The organism is Pseudocolwellia antarctica (genome assembly GCF_049933045.1).
GTDB lineage: Bacteria > Pseudomonadota > Gammaproteobacteria > Enterobacterales > Alteromonadaceae > Pseudocolwellia.
In genome coordinates this window covers 2,140,186-2,160,285 of sequence record NZ_CP187926.1, presented here as the reverse complement: position 1 = coordinate 2,160,285, position 20,100 = coordinate 2,140,186, and the positions used below count along the sequence as shown (strand labels likewise).

Genomic DNA, 20,100 nt, shown 5'->3' with positions numbered 1-20,100 from the left:
CTTAATATAAACTATTGTGCTTAATTATAGGGAGGGTGGTATGAACCAAGAAGAGTTAAAGCAGTTTTTTCCTGCTGGCGGTAATGTAGATGAGAACATCGATATACTGGACGTGCAAGCTACAAGTCGGGATGATGTTTTAGTTGGAATGGCTGTTCTCCCTTTAACGACTGCACAACAGAAGATTGTTATTTATCAACTAACATTATCGAATGGGGAGTATGACTATCGTGCTATTTCTGCTTCATGTCCTCATCAAGGTGCAGATATTAGTAGAGATGTATTGAAACCTGATGGAAACGTTTATTGCTCATTACATAGAAGACCCATTTGTATTTATAGCAAATTCAATCAAGCATATGCTGTGGTTAAACATGATGAACAATATATTATTGCTAAAAATTCGTAGGTAGAGCGCACTTATTTAATGATTAAATCCGTACACAGGTAAATATATAAGTGAATAAGTAAGTAACACATATTCTAATTATGACGTGGTTACTTACTTTAGGTTCTGTTTGTTAAAGGCTATAACGTGTATAAATCTTCTAAAAAGCGGTCAGGTTTAGGTAGATAGTAATTGTCGTAGTCTAACGAAAAAGCGACAGATCCTGCTTTACCTTTTACTTCACTTCTTGGTACAAAACCATAGACTCTTGAATCAGCACTATTACGGCGGTTATCTCCTAATACTAAGTAATGATCTGCAGGAACAGTTACATTATTAAATGAAGCTAAACGCGTGCTTTTTGTTTGATCGTATTTAACAATATGTTTTAAGCCTGATAGGTTTTCAATGGCTTGGTTTTTTGTGTTTGCAGATGATATAGATTCATAACTTAGTCGTTCGCCATTAATCGTTAATATTTCATTATGCATAGAAATATTATCACCAGGTAAGCCAACCACTCTTTTTATCAATCTATTTTCTGCAGCCTCAGATTCAAAAACAATAATATCACCTCGACTTGGCTCGCCCATTTTTTTAAGTGATATATTGGTGAGTGGTATTTTTAAATCATAAGCCATTTTATTAACAACAATTCTGTCGCCAATTTCTATGGTCGGTTGCATAGAGCCTGTTGGCACAGTATACCAGTCAGCTACAGCGCTTCGAAAAAACACCATCAAGATGAAAAAGGAAAGTACACCTGCATAATTTTTGATGAATCGTCTGATTTTTTCTTTAGTGGATACTTTCATAGTCTTCACTTTCGTTGTTAATTATCTATTGCAGTTTGTCTTATCCCCGCTAAATTAGTTATTGAATACTTGTGTGCAAGTGTAAATAAATGTGAGGGGGGAAGAGTTGAATTAACGCATGATTTTTCAGTTGATTTCTCAGTTATGCATTATATGTAAGTTTAAGGTTTCGCTTGCGTATTTGAAGTCGGAATTTTTAGGGAATAGGGCACTACTCATTTAGAGTTAACGGTTAGTACTTTCAATAACATCAATACTCCTAATCGCTGAAATTACTCTTATTCGCTTTAGTCGATATCGCTAATGTAAGTTAATTGCAATTATAAGGGTAAATAATTATGCACAATGGTATTAGATAGCTATAACTGTTGATATAATATGAATAATTATTGTTTCATCACTATTTTATTAGAGGTTCCTTGGATGTCGGAAGCAGAAAACCGTCCAACAAATTTTATTCGCCAAATCATTGATGCAGATCTAGAAAGCGGCAAACATAATGCAGTGCAAACTCGTTTCCCTCCAGAGCCTAATGGTTATTTACACATAGGTCATGCGAAGTCTATTTGTTTGAATTTTGGTATTGCTCAAGATTATAAAGGCCAGTGTAATTTACGTTTTGATGATACTAACCCTGAAAAAGAAGACATTGATTTTGTTAACTCAATTCAAGCCGATGTTAAATGGTTAGGCTTTGATTGGTCTGGCGATATACGTTATTCATCAGACTATTTCGATCGCTTACATGGCTTCGCCGTTGAGTTAATTGAAAAAGGTTTAGCTTATGTTTGTTTTTTAAATGGTGAAGAAACACGTGAATACCGAGGTACATTAAAAGCACCAGGTAAAAACAGCCCATATAGAGATACAACACCAGAAGAAAATTTAGCACTATTTCAAAAAATGAAAGAGGGCGGTTTTAAAGAAGGCGAATGTTCTTTAAGAGCTAAAATTGATATGACTTCTAGTTTCATGTGTTTACGTGATCCTATTATTTATCGTGTTAAATTTGCTGATCATCATCAAACAGGTAACACATGGTGCATTTATCCAATGTACGATTTTACCCATTGTTTATCTGATGCGATTGAAGGTGTTACACATTCATTATGTACGTTAGAGTTTCAAGATAATCGTAGACTGTATGACTGGGTTTTAGATAATGTTTCTATTGATATTACTCCTCATCAATATGAATTCTCACGTTTAAACATAGAATATACCGTATTAAGTAAACGTAAGTTACATACGTTAGTTGATGAAAAACTAGTAACGGGTTGGGATGATCCTCGTATGCCAACGATTGCTGGTTTTAGACGCCGTGGTTATACCGCAGGTGCTATTAGAGAATTTACTAAGCGTATTGGTGTTACCAAAATGGATAACACGGTTGAAATGGGTGTACTAGAAGCCTGTATTCGCGAAGACTTAAACGATAATGCTCCACGTGCTATGGCTGTACTTGACCCTATTAAATTAGTGATTGAGAATTACGATGAAGCTAAGGTTGAAGAGTTAACTGTTAAAAATCATCCGAGTGATGATACACAGGGCACTCGTATTGTTCCTTTTAGTAAAGAACTATACATTGAAGCAGAAGACTTTAGAGAAGAAGCTAATAAAAAATATAAACGTTTAGTATTAGACAAAGCGGTACGTTTACGTGGTGCTTATGTTGTTACTGCTGTGCGTTGTGATAAAGATGCTGAAGGTAATGTTACAACGGTTTACTGTACATATGATCCTGAAACATTAGGTAAAAACCCTACTGATGGCACTAAACCTAAAGGTGTTATCCATTGGGTTTCTGCTGAGCAAAGTATTGATGCTGAAATTAGACTTTATGATCGTTTATTTACGGTAGCAAACCCAGGAGCTGCAGAAGACTTTAACTCAGTTATTAATCCTGACTCACTTATTGTGAATACTAAAGCTAAGGTAGAACCTTACTTAGTTAATGCTAAACCTGAGCAAGCTTTTCAGTTTGAACGTCAAGGTTACTTTTGTTTAGATAATTCAATTGAAACAAGTGAAAGTGATAAGCTGGTATTTAACCGAACAGTAGGCTTAAGAGATACTTGGGCTAAAATGGATGTTTAGTTAATTATTAAACAGCCACAAAAAAACCGACGTTATGTCGGTTTTTTTATGAATAGTATTTAATGTTTACTCTTTACTTTTAGGTAATAAATAAAAGCTTTAAGTTTTAGGAATTACTTTTACGGTATGCTTCACAAGCATCAACATCATTACATTCACCGTATAAATATAAACTATGGTTAGTTAGTTTAATATTATGAGTTTTTGCAATATTCAATTGTCTTTGTTCAATTACATCATCTTCAAACTCAACCACTTTACCGCATTTTAAACATACTAAGTGATCGTGGTGTTTTTTCTGAGAAAGTTCAAATACAGACTTTCCACCTTCAAAATGATGACGAGATACAATGCCTGCATCATCAAATTGGTTAAGTACACGATATACAGTCGCTAAACCAATCTCTTCATTTTGCTCTAAAAGAATTTTATAAACATCTTCAGCACTTATATGTTGGTTATCTGGATCTTGTAATATAGAAAGAATTTTTACTCTCGGAAGGGTTATTTTTAAACCAGCGCGTTTTAGTTCTTCATTTTGATCAGGCATATAGTTCTGTTTTTTTACTTATTAATAATTAATAGAAAATTATAGGTGTTTATTGATTAGGTTGAAAGGGTTTGTTTGATTTTAGTTTATTTAATTTGGTTTTTATTCAGTTTTATTGCCATAATGTTAACTGGTACGATGTGGTGTTTCCTAAATAAGGTTGGGTATAACAATGGAATGGATCTTTAGAAAATCTTGGTTGATGAAGCTTATACTTAATATGTGGCCGCCATTATTTTTTTCTCGAATTAAATTAATATCTTTATCACCAGACTATAAACAAGCGCGGGTAAGACTTTCGTTAAGTGCGTGGAATAAAAATGCAGTGGGTACTCATTTTGGCGGTTCTATATTTGCGATGACAGATCCTTTTTATATGCTGATGTTAATGCATCATTTAAGACAAGATCATTATGTATGGGATAAGTATTCAGATATCGACTTTATTAAACCAGGTAAGGGAAAGATCTACGCTGACTTTATTCTTACAGATGAAATTATTGAAAACATTAAAGCTAAGGCTCAAAACGGTGAAAAATACTTACCTAACTTTACTATTGATATTAAAGACGAAAATAATAATGTGATCGCAAAAGTAAATAAAACACTTTATGTGCGTAAAAAAGGTAAGCGAGTTAGAGCAGGCGTTTAAAAACTAAAAAGGCTCAATGTATTACACATTAAGCCTTTGTTTTATGCTTTTAAAATTGCCTGAAGTGATTACTCAGCAAATTCAGCTAAGCACATCTCATCATTAATCTGGTTAACCCATGCCGTTACACGCTCATCAGTTAACTCTGGTTGTCTGTCTTCATCAACACATAAACCAATAAAGGTATTATCATCAACTAAGCCTTTAGATGCTTCGAATTCGTAGCCTTCAGTTGACCAATTTCCTACTAAGATTGCACCTTTAGATTCAACGATATCACGTAGAGGACCCATAGCATCACAAAAATACTCAGAGTAATCTTCTTGATCGCCTAAACCAAAAATGGCAACTAGCTTGTCAGTAAAATCAATTTCTTCCAACTCAGGTAAGAAGTCATCCCAATCACATTGGTTTTCACCATAGTACCAAGTTGGTATACCTAGAATAAGTAAATCAAATTCTGCTATTTCTTCTTTCGTACTTTTTGCAATATCTTTAACTTCAATTAGCTTTTTACCCAGTTTTTTCTGGATCATTTTGCTAACAGCTTCCGTATTACCTGTATCACTTCCGAAAAATAAACCTACAATTGCCATGTACTTATAACCTTTTATCGATACTCTAATACTCTAATAAGAGCTTAGAACAATTAATTTTAAATATTTTTTAACGCTTGTGTAAGTAGAGTTTCAATCAATTGACTGCGGTTAACACCTTCTTTGTCGGCTAACTGCTCAAGCTGTTCAAATAATGATTGATGAATTTTAAATTCAACACGTTTTAAACCATTATTCTTATCACGTTTTACTTGATTTCGTTTATTGATTTTTATTTGTACACTGCGTGAATGAGGATTTGTTTTAGGGCGTCCTGGACGTTTCTCATCTTGAAATAAATCAATTGTTGTTAAGTCTGATACTTCTTTAGCCATACTATTAACCTACGCCTTGGCTTTCAAAAATAAATTGAATAACACCTTTGGCAACAAAACCTGCGCATCCTAAAAACAAAACAAAATAAACAACGTATTTCCCTTTTTTGGGGACATCATTGTTTTTCATCACATCATGAATAGTTAAGCCAATAAAACCAAATATAAATAAGTATGCAAGGTTAAGTGCTATTGTTTCAAATAATTCTAAATGTTCAGCTAACATAATTTACCCTAAAAATTTCAGGCAATATAATAGCATATCGAACTATTTAAGCCCAAGTGTTTTACTATTAAAATAGTAACAATTATTTACTCTGTTTATGCTAGGAAATTTTCTACAATTTTATTAAACATAACGGTTTTCTCTGCGTGTAACCAATGTCCCGCATCTTGTATAACCTTAGCTTTACTATTTGGGAATAATGCAATTATTTTAGGTCTATGTTCAGCTAAAATATAATTTGATTGCCCACCTTTTATAAAGAGAGTTTCGCCAGAAAAACTTGTTGTATCATCAAAACCTAACATAATTTGTTTATAACAGTTGCTGATATATTCAACGTTACATTTAAAAACCAGTTTGTCGTTAACGGTTGCTACATTTCGTAATAAAAATTGGCGAACGCCTATCTCTTCAACATATTTAGATAATTGTAAGTCAGCGTCTTTTCTATTTTTAGCTAAGGTTAAATCTATCGACTTTAACCCTTCAATTATTTGATTATGGTGTGGTGGATATTCTACTGGTGCAATGTCTGCCACAATAAGCTTTTTAACTTTTTCTGGAAAAGCTAAAGCACAGTACATCGCTATTTTTCCACCCATTGAATGACCTAGAAAGTCAGAACTTTCAATATTTAGGTGATCCATTACATTAATAATGTCTTGAGCAAGCTCTTCATAACTCATTGAGTTTTCATGAAATGAACTTCCATGGTTTCTTACATCTACACTAGTAACGGTATAATTCTCACGGAGTTTTTTCGCAATCATATTTAAGTTTTCTAAACTGCCAAATAAACCATGTATAAGAATAACGTGCGGCCCTGAGCCTTGTTGAGTGTAATTAAGTAATGCCATGTAAATCGCTTTGTTATTGATCAGAGAGTGAGTTACACATTATACCTAATCTATATGGAGTTACTTGCTCAATCTTAAAATTAATCATTTTTTGTATTTACCCCAAGTTAATGTAGCTACTTGTTATTTTAATGTTAGTCATGTATATCTTTATTGATGTACATCATACATTGAGCATTTCTGGTGATTTTTTGTAAGCCTCGATATTTTATGAAGTAATTTGAGCCTTTATTTTGATTAAACTTCTCTAGGAACTCAAATCCTTGTGGAGACTTAGAAAGAAGATAAGTATAATCTTGATGCGTACGCAGTATTTTAATATCCAAGGTTCAAGGTAATTAATGAAAAATATAGAAATAGAAGAAGACCTTTATCAATACATCGCTTCACAAACTCAGTTTATTGGCGAAAGTGCAACGTCTATATTGCGTAGACTCTTATTAAACAACACTCAAGAACAGTTCAGTTCTGAATCATCAAGTAACGAAAGTACAGAAAATACTCAAGCAGAGTCAATAAACCTTGATAATGTTAACGAGATTGACCGTAGTTCTGAATCAAGTAAAGTTATTGAAGCACCTAGTTTTGAAGCTGAAAATAAAGAAATCAAGCTAACTACAGAGACAATAGTTGAAGTAGATAATGGTTCTGTTTTCGATTATTTGAATAAAGAAGAATTAGCCATGCAAAGAGGAGCGGTAGGTCGATTCTTACTTATTCTTGGCGCTTTATATCGTGTTCATACTAATCGTTTTTCTGTTGTGTCAGAAATTCGTGGTAGAGACCGTTTATACTTTTCAGATAATTTAAACGAATTAACGGAAAGTGGAAGTAGTACTAAACCTTTCCAAATACCTGAAAGTCCGTATTGGGTAGTTACTAATTCAAATACTACACGTAAAAAGATGATTTTAACGAAAGTAGCTGTTGCTTTGGGCTATAGTGAAAGTGAATCAGAAGATATTCGAGAACTATTGTAAGAATACCAATTTGAATAATAAATTGATCAACTTGGTATAAATAACTTAAAAATTAATTTACTTATCTTATACAGGGAGACTTTATGTCAGTTCACCACCATGCAGGAAAGCCAGTTAGGCCAGAAGATCGTATTAATATTGGCCGTTTAGTAAGTGATTATTTTTTACAAATACCCGATGTGAATATTGTTGAGCAGAAGGTAACATTTGGTACATCAGGACACCGTGGTAATGCAAGTTTATTAAGTTTTAACGAATTACATATTATTGCCATCTGCCAAGCAGTTGCTGAATACAGAACCGAGCAAGGTTATAAAGGTCCATTGTTTTTAGGTAAAGATACACACGCTTTATCAGAACCAGCTTTTGCAACGGCTATTGAAGTTCTAATTGGTAATAATGTACCTGTTGTTATTCAAGATGACGACGGTTTTACCCCAACCCCTGTTATTTCACGTTTAATCATTAGCCATAATAGAGTTAATGCCGATCAAGCTGATGGCTTAATTATAACGCCATCTCATAATCCGCCTACTGATGGTGGTATTAAATATAATCCACCTCATGGTGGTCCAGCTGAAGGCGAAGTAACTAAACTTATCGAGCAACGTGCAAACGATATTATTTTAGCTCAATTAAAAGATGTAAAAAAAGTAGCTTTAAAAGAAGCATTAGCTTCGCCACTACTTTCTAAAGAAGACTTTATCGAGCACTATGTTAGCCAACTAGATCAAGTGATTGATATGGAAGCTATCGCGAAGTCAGGCGTTACTATTGGTGTAGATCCGCTAGGTGGTTCGGGCATTCATTACTGGCCTGTTATTGCTAAAAAATATGGTATTAAATTAGAAATTGTTAACCCAGTAGTTGATGCAAGTTTTGCCTTTATGCCTTTAGATAAAGACGGTAAAATTCGTATGGATTGTTCTTCGCCTTATGCTATGGCTGGCTTAATTGCGATGAAAGACAAGTTTGACCTTGCTGTAGGTAACGATCCTGACTTTGATCGCCATGGCATTGTTACTAAAACTGGCGGCTTAATGAACCCTAATCATTACCTTGCTGTTTCAATTGAATATTTAATGACACATCGTAATTGGCCGAAAACCTGTAAAATTGGCAAAACCTTAGTGTCCAGTTCATTAATTGACCGTGTTGCAGAGATGATTGATCGTCCATTATCTGAAGTACCCGTAGGTTTTAAATGGTTTGTAGATGGTTTGCATGATAGTAGCTACGCCTTTGGTGGTGAAGAAAGTGCAGGTGCTTCATTTTTAGCAAGAGATGGGTCATGTTGGACAACTGATAAAGACGGTTTCATTATGGCTTTACTTGCGGCAGAAATGTTAGCAGTTACAGGTCAAGATCCTCATCAATGTTTTGAAGCTATTGCAGCTAAATTGGGTAAACCTTTTTATGGTCGTATAGAAGCTGTTGCTAGTCTTCAACAAAAAGCTGTATTAACTGCACTTACTTCTGATGCTATTAAAACAACAACTTTAGCTGGTGAAGAGATTGAACACATTCTTTCTCATGCTTCAGGTAATAATGCTGCAATTGGTGGTATTAAAGTTACTACTAAGAATGGTTGGTTTGCAGCTCGTCCTTCTGGTACTGAAGATATTTACAAAATTTACGCTGAAAGCTTTATTAGTGATGAACATTTACAGCTTATATTTTCTGAAGCACAAGTTATTGTAAGTGCAGCGTTTACAGATGCAGGTGTTGTATAATTAAGTCATATTATTAAAATAATTAATCAGGCTTTAATTGAATAATTATTCAGTAAGTTGGAAGTTGAATTAATAACATAAGCTTTTAGCCTTTGTTAAAGATTAGTTTCATGATTAATCATAAAATTAGCTCAAGTTAAATGAATGAATATTTATACAAAACCTGAGTAAAGGCGCTTTTATAGCGCCTTTTTATTTGGCTAAAATTTAACGTAGAATAACGTTATTAGTTACTTGAATATGAAGGTTTTGTGGAAAATATATCGCATCAGGCAAATCAAAATAAAACAGAATTACTTACTACGGGTGATTTTCTCAAACTATCTTGTGCGAACGAGTGGTCGCTCGCAGAACCTTTTTCATTTGATGTCATTTCATCAGGTGTTGCTATTAAAGTAACCGTGTTAGATACAGGTATTATAGTTTTTGAACCTGATTGTGAAACAACACAAGATATTATTTTATCTAGTGCAGTTCATGGTAACGAAACCGCACCTATCGAAATTTGTAATGACTTAATTACGCAATTAATTCAGGGCGAAATAGCACTTAAAGAACGCGTTATATTCTTATTTGGTAATCCAGCATCAATTAATATTGGTAAACGTTTTGTTGAAGAAAACTTGAATCGATTATTTTCAGGTGAACATTCTAAACCTTTGGCTGATGGCTCAACTGTAATAAATAAAGAAAGAGCACGAGCGAAAGTATTAGAAGATGCTGTTCGAAATTTTTACCAACAAGGTGAAAAAATATCAGCACAACGAAGTCGATGTCATTACGATCTTCATACCGCAATACGCGGCTCTAAAAATGACAAGTTTGCTGTATATCCATTCCAACATGGCAAACCAAGAAAGAAAGAACAATTATTGTTTTTAAAGCAGTGCGGTATTACTACCATTTTACTTTCACATTCACCTACTACAACGTTTAGTTACTTCTCTGTTAATGAATTTGAAGCTGATGCGTTTACGATTGAACTGGGTAAAGTAAAGCCATTTGGTGAAAACAATATGGAAGACTTTGCTGCAATTAAAGCAACACTGCTCGATTTGATTTCTGGTAATGATTTAAGCTTAGGTGAATACCTTGCTGAAGATTTTGAAGTATTTGAAATTTACCAAACTATTAATCGTGAAGCTGAAGACTTTAGATTGAACTTCGCTGACGACGTTGAAAACTTTACATCATTTCCAGTCGATAGCATTTTAGTATTTGATGGCGATAAAGAAGTTAAAACTAATAAAGAGGGTGAAGCGATTATTTTCCCTAATGCTGATGTCAGTATTGGTCAAAGAGCTTTATTAACGGTTACTCCTACCTATATTGCTTAATCGATAAACTAGCGCGTTTTGTTTTCCATTCTAGGTTAAGTTTACATTAAGTTTTATTGAAGACGCTTTTAGATGCTTTAAAAAGAAAAAAGCTCCACACGAAAATAGTGTGGAGTTTGAGCAGTAAAAACTGCTAAATATAGGGGATACTTAATGTCCGAATATACATAATTAAGTCTCTATATATTAAAATAAGATTGTTACAAATTAATGACAGTCGTTAATCATCCTTTGTTTTATTAGCTGTTGGAAAATACATAACCGTATTCGTAAAAAATATCACCCTATCATTTTTGATTAATGCTCAAGCTAATCCTCAAATACATAGCTAATACATAGATAACTAAATAGAGAAATAATCGTCGAATAAAGTCACCGCTGTATTTTTAGTTTCTATCGGCTTTTCTCATTGTTAACACTTAATATCTATCTGTGTACATAATATTTACTAGGGTACAAAGCTTTATCCTTTTAGTAATCGTTTAGGCTAATGCAATAAAATGTTGATTTGGATCAATTTTTACTACATTAAAATATTGAGCTGAGTTAATATATGCGCCCTAATTTAATTAAGAGAGTAGTAGTATGTCTGAAGATACTAATTTCAAAGAGTCGGCTCACTTTGGTCATTTACTTGCAGGCGTTGTTGTCGCATTAGCTATGCCATTATTACCTATGTTAATGGGCTGGTACACAATGCTATCTTAATGATTTTTTAGCCTATTTGTCAGTAAGTTGTACAATAATTGATTAATAGGCTTAATCATTCCTAATATTATTCTATCTAGTTAATACATCTGATCTTCTGTATATCCTCAGTTAATACGCTACTAATCATTTTGTTTCCAATTTAATTCATATTCCATAGCTGTATCACTATAAAAACAAGTGAAATTGATTTATTCTTTAGGTAACTATTTATCACTTATTTTTGCCAATGACACCACAACAAACAGAAACACTTAAACAAGCTATTCATACCGTTCCTGATTACCCAATTGAAGGGATTTTATTTAGAGATGTAACTGGCGTTTTAGATGATGCCGAAGCCTTTGCTTTAACCATTCAATTATTAGTTGAAAAGTATCAAGGGCAGGGATTCACTAAAGTTGTAGGTACAGAAGCAAGAGGCTTTTTATTCGGTGCTCCTTTAGCATTAGCACTTGGCTTAGGTTTTGTTCCTGTGAGAAAGCCAGGCAAGCTACCAAGACCCACTTTTGCTCAGAACTACCAGCTAGAATACGGTGAAGATACTTTAGAAATACATCAAGATGCATTAAAGCCTGAAGATAAAGTGCTGATTATTGATGACTTGTTAGCGACAGGTGGTACCATCGAAGCGACAACTAAACTTATTAGAAGAGTAGGCGCTGAAGCTTCTCATGCAGGCTTCGTTATTTCTCTACCTGAATTAGGTGGTGAAGAAAAATTAGCAAGTTTAAACCTCAATGTTTATTCATTGATCCAATACGAAGGTAAATAGGCTTTTAATGAGTTATCAAGTTTTAGCAAGAAAATGGCGTCCAAAAAACTTTAAAGAATTGATGGGACAAGAACACGTAGTAACGGTTCTTGTTAATGCGCTTGAGCAAGAACGTTTGCACCATGCCTATTTATTTACAGGTACTCGTGGTGTAGGTAAAACCACTATTGCTCGAATTTTTGCTAAAAGCTTAAACTGCCAAGTAGGTATTACTTCTGAACCTTGTGGAAAGTGTGATACCTGTTTAGATATCGATTTAGGTCGATTTGTTGATTTAATTGAAATTGATGCGGCGTCTAAAACAAAAGTTGATGACACGCGTGAAATTCTTGATAACGTACAATACGCTCCAACCAGTGGTCGCTATAAAGTTTACTTAATTGATGAAGTACACATGTTATCGCGTAGTAGTTTTAATGCTTTACTTAAAACACTAGAAGAGCCACCAGAACACGTTAAATTTATTCTTGCGACAACAGATCCTCAAAAATTACCCGTAACGGTATTATCACGCTGCTTACAATTTCATTTAAAAGCCTTAACCGTTAGTCAAATTGAGCAACAACTTAATTTGATTTTAGCCGCTGAAAATGTGAAAGCAGATAAAGGTTCAGTTACTTTATTAGCTAAAGCGGCTCGCGGTAGTATGCGTGATTCATTGAGCTTAACTGATCAGTCTATTGCTCAAGGCGCTGGTGAGATAACACTATCAAACGTACAAAAAATGTTGGGTGGAGTTGATCAAAGCTGGGTATATAAAATATTAATTAGCTTAATAAAACAAGACTCAAAACAATTAATGGAATTATCATTAAATTTTGCGAGTTACTCTCCAAGCTATAGTAGATTATTAGCAGAACTTATCCAGTTGTTGCATCAAGTTGCTATGGTACAAATTGTTGATAGACACTTTGATTTACCGCCAGAGCATGAAGTACTGCTTAAAAAGTTTGCCAAAGCCATGTCGCCAGAAGATGTGCAATTGTATTATCAAATCGTATTAAATGGTCGTAAAGACTTGCCGTACGCTTCTGATGAACAAGCTGCTTTTGATATGATATTACTTAGGTTGCTAGCATTTAAGCCCGTCATAAATGCTAATGAACTACCGCAAACAGATACTTTATTATCACCACCTGAATTATCAAATGCTGAAAGCTCGGTAATAAATACAGATTTTGATACGGCGTCTTTAACCAACTCAATGGAAAAAGATCCTGTTGTTAATAGCAATGTTACTGAAAATGTAATTGAAACTAATACACACGATGCTAAAGGAAATCTTGTAGATGAAAACTCTGAATTAACAGAGGAAAATAGTCCCGAGCTAAGCAGCAATAAACCTATCAGTACAGAAGAATCTATGCAGGCGCAGTTGTCAGCAGAAATGGAAAGTATTGAACAAGTTGCCGCTCAGCACTTACAACAGGAGCCTGTACAAAGCGTTCCACAATATAATGAACAACAAGTAGCTGCTAAACATAATGTAGCGCAATCTGTAAATGTTCAAACTGTAAGTACCCAAACATTACAACCTCAAGCTTCTGAAACTACTGAATATGCACAATCGTCGCAATCAGCAGCACCGTTGAAAAACAATATTGAACCTGATTTAAATTCTTCTATTGAACAATTTCAGGCAACAGAAGCTCATATGGAACAAGCGTATGAAGTACAAGCACCTAACGTTCAGCAAGAGCAACCTGCAGATCAACCCATTACTCAACCGACGGTAACTCAAGAAGAAACAGTTACATATTCTAGCCCTGTAGAATCGGCAATTGCTACGCGAAACATGCTACGTAGTAGAAAAAAACAAATGGAACAGCAGGTAAAAAAGCCAAATGACGTCGCAGGGCGTCAGACACAAACTACTGATGCTAGTGTAAATACAGCTCAAGATAAGCAAGAGGTTGAAGAAGTTATTGAGCCTATCGAAATGGTGATTGATGAACCCTATCGAGAAGAGCTTATTGATCCAGCTAAAATAAAGTCAGCTAATCAAGTAGATAAATGGGCGAATATGATTGATTCTATGGCGCTTAGTGCCAGGATCAGACAAATCGCAATACATGCGACTATTTCAGAACAGTCGACCGATAATCACTTGATTTTATCACTCGATCAAGCAACAAAACACCTTAAAACGGATGCCGCTGTTGAGCAGCTTCAGCAAAGTATTTCGAACTATTTGTCTAAACCTGTCACCGTTGAAGTAAATTTAGTTGAAGAAACCAAAGCTGACCCATATAAAATACAAGTAGATATAAACGATAAACGCTATCAATATGCGGTTAATTTGCTTAAAGAAGATGAAATTGTTAAAGGCTTACAAGAGAAATTTCAAGCCCAATTAGATGAAAACACAATACAAGCACTATAACTAAAATCTAATAGATGTAGTGTATTACTTGAATTTTACGTTGTTAACAATTATTGTTGGCGACAAATACTTTTGGAGATTATGAATGATGAAAGGCGGTATGGGCAACTTGATGAAACAAGCCCAACAAATGCAAGCAAAAATGGCTAAAGCTCAAGAAGAATTAGCTCAAATGGAAGTTACAGGTGAATCTGGCGCAGGCATGGTTAAAGTAACTATGACAGGTAGCCATAATATTCGTCGTGTTGAAATTGATGACAGTTTAATGTCAGACGACAAAGAAATGCTTGAAGACTTAATTGCAGCTTCATTCAACGATGCTGTGCGTCGTGTTGAAGAACAAAATAAAGAAAAAATGGGTTCATTAACTGGTGGTATGCAATTACCTCCAGGGATGAAAATGCCGTTTTAATTTAGCTGTATAACATTTTTAAAAACCGACTTTATGTCGGTTTTTTTATTTCAGATTTTTGCTTTTTGTGCGATTACAATAATAAAGATTTTAAAGCTTTGATTATAAAAAAAACAATCTTGCTTAGGCTATTTTTATGTCACATAAAATAGAAAGGGTTACTAGTGTAACGGGTATGACTTTTTAATAACTTCTATAATATTATACCAAACGGATTAATTTATTGAGCAACTTAGAGCTACATTAGCAAGCTTAGAACAAGCGAAATTGATTAAACATAGTTATCCTATATTTTTTTAATTTTGTGATGTTATCAGTTTGCTAATGAGCTCCCGAAGGGCGAGAATTTAAAGGCTCATATGCAGCGTTATTGATTTTGACAAGGTTCCTACATGGATGTAGGACATTAGGGTAACGCAGGAGCAGTTACCGAGAATAACCATTCTCTTCAATCAATGCCTCGCCTACATGGATGTAGGTGCTTAGGTTCAGTCTGGAACTATGAACCTGTGCCTCTAAACCTTTAAATTCTCGCTAAGTGAGCAATAAATTAATCCGTTTGGTATTATACCTATTTCAACCTATAACCGCATGTTTCTGATTATTACCTTTAACTAGCGAAGCGTAAATCTCGGGGGCTTGCCCCCGTGCTGGATAGTGTATACTGGGGGGACCCCAGTAAATGCTATTCTTCATATGGAACTTCAAAGAAATACACATCATGTCTTTAGATTAATGTACCACTTTGTGTGGATACCAAAGTATCGACACAAAGTCTTCATTGAACCTTATCGTTCAACAATGAAAGCAATTATTCAAAAAGTAGGATATGACTACGATATTGATATCGTAGAGTTAGAAATTCCGAGTGACCATATTCATATGGTTATTAGAGGGATCCCTAAACAGTCGCCAAGCGATGTTATGCAAATAATTAAAAGTATAACTGCTCGTGAGTTTTTTAGAATTTATCCTGAAATTAAAAAGCAGTATTTCTGGGGCGGTAAATTATGGACACAAAGCTTTTTTGTTGAAACGATTGGTAACGCAACAGAAGAAGTTATCAGGAAATATGTTCAAGAACAGTTAATCGAATTAGATGGTAAAGAAATTAATAGCGATCAACTGAACTTGTTTTGAAACTCGGTCGCTTGCGGCCGAGAATTTTATATTTATTCGCTTCTGAAATAGCTGAATAAATAAATAAGGTCTATAATAGAGGTATGATTAATTTTTAAGTTGTTAGCTTTGACACGAATTCGTTCTTTATTATTTTTTCTTATTGTAATTCTTCTTATTGCTGGAGCCTTCCTGTATTTAAAACCTCATTACTTTAATAAAGTTGAAAAGTATTCTGTATCAATAGCTGTATCTAAATCACCATTATCTACACCTTTTTATATTGCTAAATCTATTAATGCTTTTGAAGATACCTGTGTCGAAGTTGAATACAATGAAGTGCTTGGCGGCTTAGCTGCTTTTGATAACGTTATTAAGGGTGAAGTCGACTTTGGTACAAGCTCTGATTCTGTTATTGCATTTCAAAGTTTAACTAAACAAGCCTTCGTTACACATGCAATGTTCGTTCAATCAGATAATGATGTAAAGTTATTAACTTACCAAGTTGATAAAGTTAAATCTGCAGCTGAACTTAAAGGTAAAAAGATCGGTGTTACTAAAGGCAGTGCGAGTGAATATTTTTTAAGTACTTTGTTGGCAATTGAAGGGCTTAGTGTTGAAGATGTTGAACTTTATAATTACAAGCCAGCAGATCTAATTAACGGTTTAAATAACAATGAAGTTGACGCGATTGTACCTTGGGAACCTTTTGCTTTTAATGCGGTGAAGTTATTAAAAAATAAAGTCACGGTTCAAAACACTAAAAATGTAAATACGTTAAGTTTTAACTTAATCTCTAAAATTGCAGATGATTTACTTGTAGAAAAAGCAACATGTCTTATTCAAGGGTTAAATGTCGCGATTGCTTATATTGCAACACATCCAGAGAAATCTAAAAAGATCGTTATTGATGAACTTCATTCTGATCCTTCATTTATAGATTGGGTTTGGGATGATTATGTTTTTAAACTTGGATTAAACCAGTCATTAATCTTTAATATAAAATCTCAAGCAGCATGGGCTATAGATATGCAAATGAGTGAATATAATGAAATGCCAAATATTGACGATTTTATTGATAGCAGAGCAATGATTCAAGTTGATCCTGGCGCAGTAAATATACCGCTATGAGAAGGTTAAAAATATGAAGGTAAGCCTTAGCCAACGGATCTATTTTTTTACCGTGAGCTGTTGTATTTTATTTGCTGTGATTGTGGGAAGTATTGTATGGTCATTTCAGAAGGTTGAACTTGCTTTTAGTCGTGAGCATTACACTCAAAAAGTAGCTAATCACGCTAATATCTTAAAGCAATTAGTTACTAGTGATAACATTTACGCAAGTGATTATAACGCAGATAATTGGTTAAAATTACAAAGTAAATTAATGAACTTACTTAAGTCTGCTCCTGAATTAACGCCTCAACAACAGATTATTCAAAATAGCATTAATAGCCAAAACCAAAGTGCTAAACAACTCTTTAGTAAAATGAATGAAAACAAGTTGAACGATGCAAGTGAGTCGATAAAAAACCATCTAAAAACACGACTGATGATTCAATTAGAAGTCATAAGAGCTGACTCAGTTCAGCTTTCTAATATGGTTCAAAAAGATATTTATGATGTTGTTCAACGCCAAGCCTTATTTATTTTTATTCTTCTTGCTGTAAGTATTTTAATTTTATTATATGGCTCGAGCCGATTGAGTAAGGTGTTCAAAGTATCTCTAAGCGAAGTTAAAAATGCTTTCGAAAATAACCATAGTGGAAACTTTCAAAAAATAAAACTTTCTAATCAGTCAGATGAATTTGATAGTATCGTTACCGCTTTTAATTTAATGAACCACAAGTTAAGTGAAACCATGGTTTCTTTAGCTATGATGAAAAACATTGTTGAAGATAGAACGCGTGTTTTAGAGCAGTTGTCTAATACCGACCCTTTAACTAAAGTGGCAAACAGACGTGCGCTTTTTGAAAGAGGTGACTTAGAACTATCTCGCACAGATCGAATTCATAACAATTTGACACTTATTTTATTAGATTGTGATTACTTCAAAAATGTTAATGATGTTTATGGTCATCAAATTGGAGATGAGTTACTAAAACATATTTGTAAAATTTGTAATAAAGAAATACGTAGTATCGATTTTCTAGGTCGTTACGGCGGTGAAGAATTCATTATTATTTTACCTGACTGTGATGTTGATGGTGGTATTGAGATAGCTAAACGTATTCAAAATTCTTTGATTAAAGATTGTCTTATAGTAGAAGGCAAAGAATTAAACGTAACACTCAGTATGGGGATTTCAATGCTAATCGATGAGAGCGAAACGTTTGAACAACTTATTAATAAAGCCGATCAAGCTATGTATGTAGCTAAAGAGAATGGGCGTAATAGAATAGAAGTAAGTACGTCAGTTTCACCTGTTTAATTTTTATGTCTAAGTGTTAAGTCTCCAGTTATCCAATCTCAAAAGTTACTTTACAACTTAAAGTAATGCCTAAAACCCTCTCCTAAATAATTTAAACCGAACTCTGCCTGATAAATAACCGAGCACTAACAGAAGTAACGATCGCTTTTGACCAAGGTAAACCTTTTAAAGCCCTTACGAATGTAATTAATGAGTTAAAAGTCCAATATCTGTATATTACATTATTATTTTTAAGTACATCTAGTTTCGATATTATCGATATGCTTAAGAGTGAAAAAGCACTTACAGGTATTGATTGATCTTATCGAATTAACGCTGCCTAGCTATTTAGGTTATGAATGTATAGGGTTTGTAACATTTGATTTATATGTAGCCAAGTCGCATGAACTTTCAACAAAAGCTTGTAAGAGCTTTGATGAGTTAAGCTTGTAGCGACAGTTGCTGATACGGTCTCGTAATACGCAAACGAGTAGTTTCCAATTAAAGTTTAGCCCTGATGTATGTTATGCCTATAATTACTTCTTGTTGCTGGAATTAACTCTTCAGGGGCTTAGCTGGTGTTCTTTACTTGATCATATCGCTAACGAGTTTGTCGAAAGTGGGGAACTGGTTAAGCTCGTTAGAGTTTAAAGAAATGGAGTGACATGTGAATGTAGATTTACTGCAACATCTACGACACAGTAATTTAGAGGTTTTCAAAAGACTAAGAGAATTATTACGTGACTTGTTAACTCATTAGGTTTAATCATTTAATTTTATTCTAAGATCCGACTTATCCGTTTAACTTTATCTTGATTGTTTTTTGTTTTATTAGGGGGTGTTGATCTTTGTTTTAATTTTATACGTAAGCGGTAATCTCGTATAATTTACTTCGCCAAAAACAAACCTTACGAGATCACCATGCCCCGATTAATGCTCACTGATGAGTTGTGGTCGAAGCTAAAAGCTATTTTGCTTGAAGATAGAGTTTATAACAAGCTTGAACACAGACAAACGATGGAAGGAATTTTATATCGCTTGCGTGTCGGCTGCCCATGGCGTGACTTACCAGAGTGTTTTGGTTTATGGAATACCATTTATCGCAGGTTCCTTCTTTGGTCGAGAAAGGGAATATTGATGAGGTTATTCAAATCGTTATCCGCTAATAGTGATGTAGAGTGGGAGTTCATTGATGGTAGCTATATTAAAGCACACCAACACAGTACAGGTGCTGCATCTAAACAAGAGCAAGCGATAGCGTTAAGTCGAGGGGGTAATACGAGTAAAATTCACTTAGCTGTTGATAGTTATGGTTTGCCTATCGAATTTATTATTACAGGTGGTGATGTTCATGATAGTAAAGTGGCAAATGAGCTGATTGAATTATTACCTCAAGGTGATTTTGTTATCGCAGACAAAGGCTATGATAGTGAAGCTATAAGAAATAAAGTTCGAGAGCGCAACTCAATCCCTATAATACCGAGAAAGCAAAATTCAAAAACAGGTAATGGTGATATTGATTGGTGCTTGTATAAATATAGGCACTTAGTTGAAAATGCATTTGCAAGGCTAAAACATTTCCGTTCTATAGCTACAAGGTATGATAAATTGAAATTACAGTTCGAGAGTATGCTAGCACTGGCGTGCGCAATGATTTGGCTGTCAATGTGAAAGATCAACAGCCCCTAGTTATCAGCTTTATTTCATATAAAGGAACACTAGCTTTA

Annotated in this window: 20 protein-coding genes; 14 read left to right on the top strand and 6 right to left on the bottom strand. The window is 34.2% G+C overall.

Annotation, left to right across the window (positions count from 1 at the left end):
• Window positions 1-40: 40 nt before the first annotated feature.
• A complete protein-coding gene (locus ACPUVN_RS09350; RefSeq protein WP_426370510.1) occupies window positions 41-409 on the top strand; it encodes a Rieske (2Fe-2S) protein in 369 nt (122 codons plus the stop codon).
• A 119-nt stretch (window positions 410-528) separates the two neighbouring features.
• Here ACPUVN_RS09350 and lepB read toward each other — a convergent pair whose 3' ends face one another.
• Entirely contained in the window at window positions 529-1,203 is a 675-nt protein-coding gene (lepB, locus tag ACPUVN_RS09345; protein ID WP_426356886.1) for a signal peptidase I, read from the bottom strand.
• A gap of 423 nt (window positions 1,204-1,626) precedes the next feature.
• Here lepB and glnS point away from each other — a divergent pair, with 423 nt between their 5' ends.
• Window positions 1,627-3,303: a glutamine--tRNA ligase gene (gene glnS / locus ACPUVN_RS09340; protein ID WP_426356887.1), complete on the top strand. Its 1,677-nt coding sequence runs from the start codon at window positions 1,627-1,629 to the stop codon at window positions 3,301-3,303.
• A gap of 106 nt (window positions 3,304-3,409) precedes the next feature.
• On the opposite strand, the gene fur is transcribed toward glnS, so the two are convergent.
• Complete coding sequence (gene fur / locus ACPUVN_RS09335; protein WP_426356888.1) at window positions 3,410-3,853, bottom strand: ferric iron uptake transcriptional regulator; 444 nt, start codon at window positions 3,851-3,853, stop codon at window positions 3,410-3,412.
• Window positions 3,854-4,025: 172 nt separating this feature from the next.
• Here fur and ACPUVN_RS09330 point away from each other — a divergent pair, with 172 nt between their 5' ends.
• Window positions 4,026-4,505, top strand: coding sequence for a DUF4442 domain-containing protein (locus tag ACPUVN_RS09330; protein ID WP_426356889.1), 480 nt, complete (start codon window positions 4,026-4,028; stop codon window positions 4,503-4,505).
• A gap of 68 nt (window positions 4,506-4,573) precedes the next feature.
• On the opposite strand, the gene fldA is transcribed toward ACPUVN_RS09330, so the two are convergent.
• From fldA to ACPUVN_RS09310, 4 genes are all read right to left on the bottom strand, one after another.
• The gene (gene fldA / locus ACPUVN_RS09325; protein ID WP_426356890.1) at window positions 4,574-5,101 is read right to left on the bottom strand and encodes a flavodoxin FldA; all 528 of its coding nucleotides are present in this window, start codon (window positions 5,099-5,101) and stop codon (window positions 4,574-4,576) included.
• 59 nt (window positions 5,102-5,160) lie between these two features.
• Window positions 5,161-5,436 (bottom strand): LexA regulated protein, encoded by a 276-nt coding sequence (gene ybfE / locus ACPUVN_RS09320; RefSeq protein ID WP_426356891.1) that lies wholly within the window; start codon window positions 5,434-5,436, stop codon window positions 5,161-5,163.
• Between the two features lie 4 nt (window positions 5,437-5,440).
• A complete protein-coding gene (locus tag ACPUVN_RS09315) occupies window positions 5,441-5,662 on the bottom strand; it encodes a DUF2788 domain-containing protein (RefSeq protein WP_426356892.1) in 222 nt (73 codons plus the stop codon).
• 95 nt (window positions 5,663-5,757) lie between these two features.
• Window positions 5,758-6,519: an alpha/beta fold hydrolase gene (locus tag ACPUVN_RS09310; RefSeq protein WP_426356893.1), complete on the bottom strand. Its 762-nt coding sequence runs from the start codon at window positions 6,517-6,519 to the stop codon at window positions 5,758-5,760.
• 341 nt (window positions 6,520-6,860) lie between these two features.
• Between ACPUVN_RS09310 and ACPUVN_RS09305 the strand changes: the two genes are divergently transcribed.
• The 11 genes from ACPUVN_RS09305 to ACPUVN_RS09255 all read left to right on the top strand — a co-directional run bounded on the left by ACPUVN_RS09305 (window position 6,861) and on the right by ACPUVN_RS09255 (window position 20,044).
• Window positions 6,861-7,499, top strand: a complete 639-nt coding sequence (locus tag ACPUVN_RS09305) for a replication initiation regulator SeqA (protein WP_426356894.1) — start codon at window positions 6,861-6,863, stop codon at window positions 7,497-7,499.
• 83 nt (window positions 7,500-7,582) lie between these two features.
• Window positions 7,583-9,232, top strand: a complete 1,650-nt coding sequence (gene pgm / locus ACPUVN_RS09300; RefSeq protein ID WP_426370509.1) for a phosphoglucomutase (alpha-D-glucose-1,6-bisphosphate-dependent) — start codon at window positions 7,583-7,585, stop codon at window positions 9,230-9,232.
• A gap of 251 nt (window positions 9,233-9,483) precedes the next feature.
• A complete protein-coding gene (gene astE, locus ACPUVN_RS09295; RefSeq protein ID WP_426370508.1) occupies window positions 9,484-10,569 on the top strand; it encodes a succinylglutamate desuccinylase in 1,086 nt (361 codons plus the stop codon).
• A 585-nt stretch (window positions 10,570-11,154) separates the two neighbouring features.
• Window positions 11,155-11,277, top strand: coding sequence for a hypothetical protein (locus tag ACPUVN_RS09290; RefSeq protein ID WP_426370507.1), 123 nt, complete (start codon window positions 11,155-11,157; stop codon window positions 11,275-11,277).
• A 223-nt stretch (window positions 11,278-11,500) separates the two neighbouring features.
• Complete coding sequence (gene apt, locus ACPUVN_RS09285) at window positions 11,501-12,052, top strand: adenine phosphoribosyltransferase (RefSeq protein ID WP_426356898.1); 552 nt, start codon at window positions 11,501-11,503, stop codon at window positions 12,050-12,052.
• Window positions 12,053-12,059: 7 nt separating this feature from the next.
• Window positions 12,060-14,435 carry a DNA polymerase III subunit gamma/tau gene (gene dnaX, locus ACPUVN_RS09280; protein WP_426356899.1) on the top strand — a complete coding sequence of 792 codons (2,376 nt, stop codon included), beginning with the start codon at window positions 12,060-12,062 and terminating at the stop codon, window positions 14,433-14,435.
• Window positions 14,436-14,520: 85 nt separating this feature from the next.
• The gene (locus tag ACPUVN_RS09275) at window positions 14,521-14,847 is read left to right on the top strand and encodes a YbaB/EbfC family nucleoid-associated protein (protein ID WP_426356900.1); all 327 of its coding nucleotides are present in this window, start codon (window positions 14,521-14,523) and stop codon (window positions 14,845-14,847) included.
• Between the two features lie 696 nt (window positions 14,848-15,543).
• The gene (tnpA, locus tag ACPUVN_RS09270) at window positions 15,544-15,987 is read left to right on the top strand and encodes an IS200/IS605 family transposase (protein WP_426357338.1); all 444 of its coding nucleotides are present in this window, start codon (window positions 15,544-15,546) and stop codon (window positions 15,985-15,987) included.
• Between the two features lie 108 nt (window positions 15,988-16,095).
• Complete coding sequence (locus tag ACPUVN_RS09265) at window positions 16,096-17,097, top strand: ABC transporter substrate-binding protein (protein WP_426370506.1); 1,002 nt, start codon at window positions 16,096-16,098, stop codon at window positions 17,095-17,097.
• A 13-nt stretch (window positions 17,098-17,110) separates the two neighbouring features.
• The gene (locus tag ACPUVN_RS09260; protein WP_426370505.1) at window positions 17,111-18,394 is read left to right on the top strand and encodes a diguanylate cyclase; all 1,284 of its coding nucleotides are present in this window, start codon (window positions 17,111-17,113) and stop codon (window positions 18,392-18,394) included.
• 900 nt (window positions 18,395-19,294) lie between these two features.
• Window positions 19,295-20,044: an IS5 family transposase gene (locus tag ACPUVN_RS09255; RefSeq protein WP_426358621.1), complete on the top strand. Its 750-nt coding sequence runs from the start codon at window positions 19,295-19,297 to the stop codon at window positions 20,042-20,044.
• Window positions 20,045-20,100 lie beyond the last annotated feature (56 nt).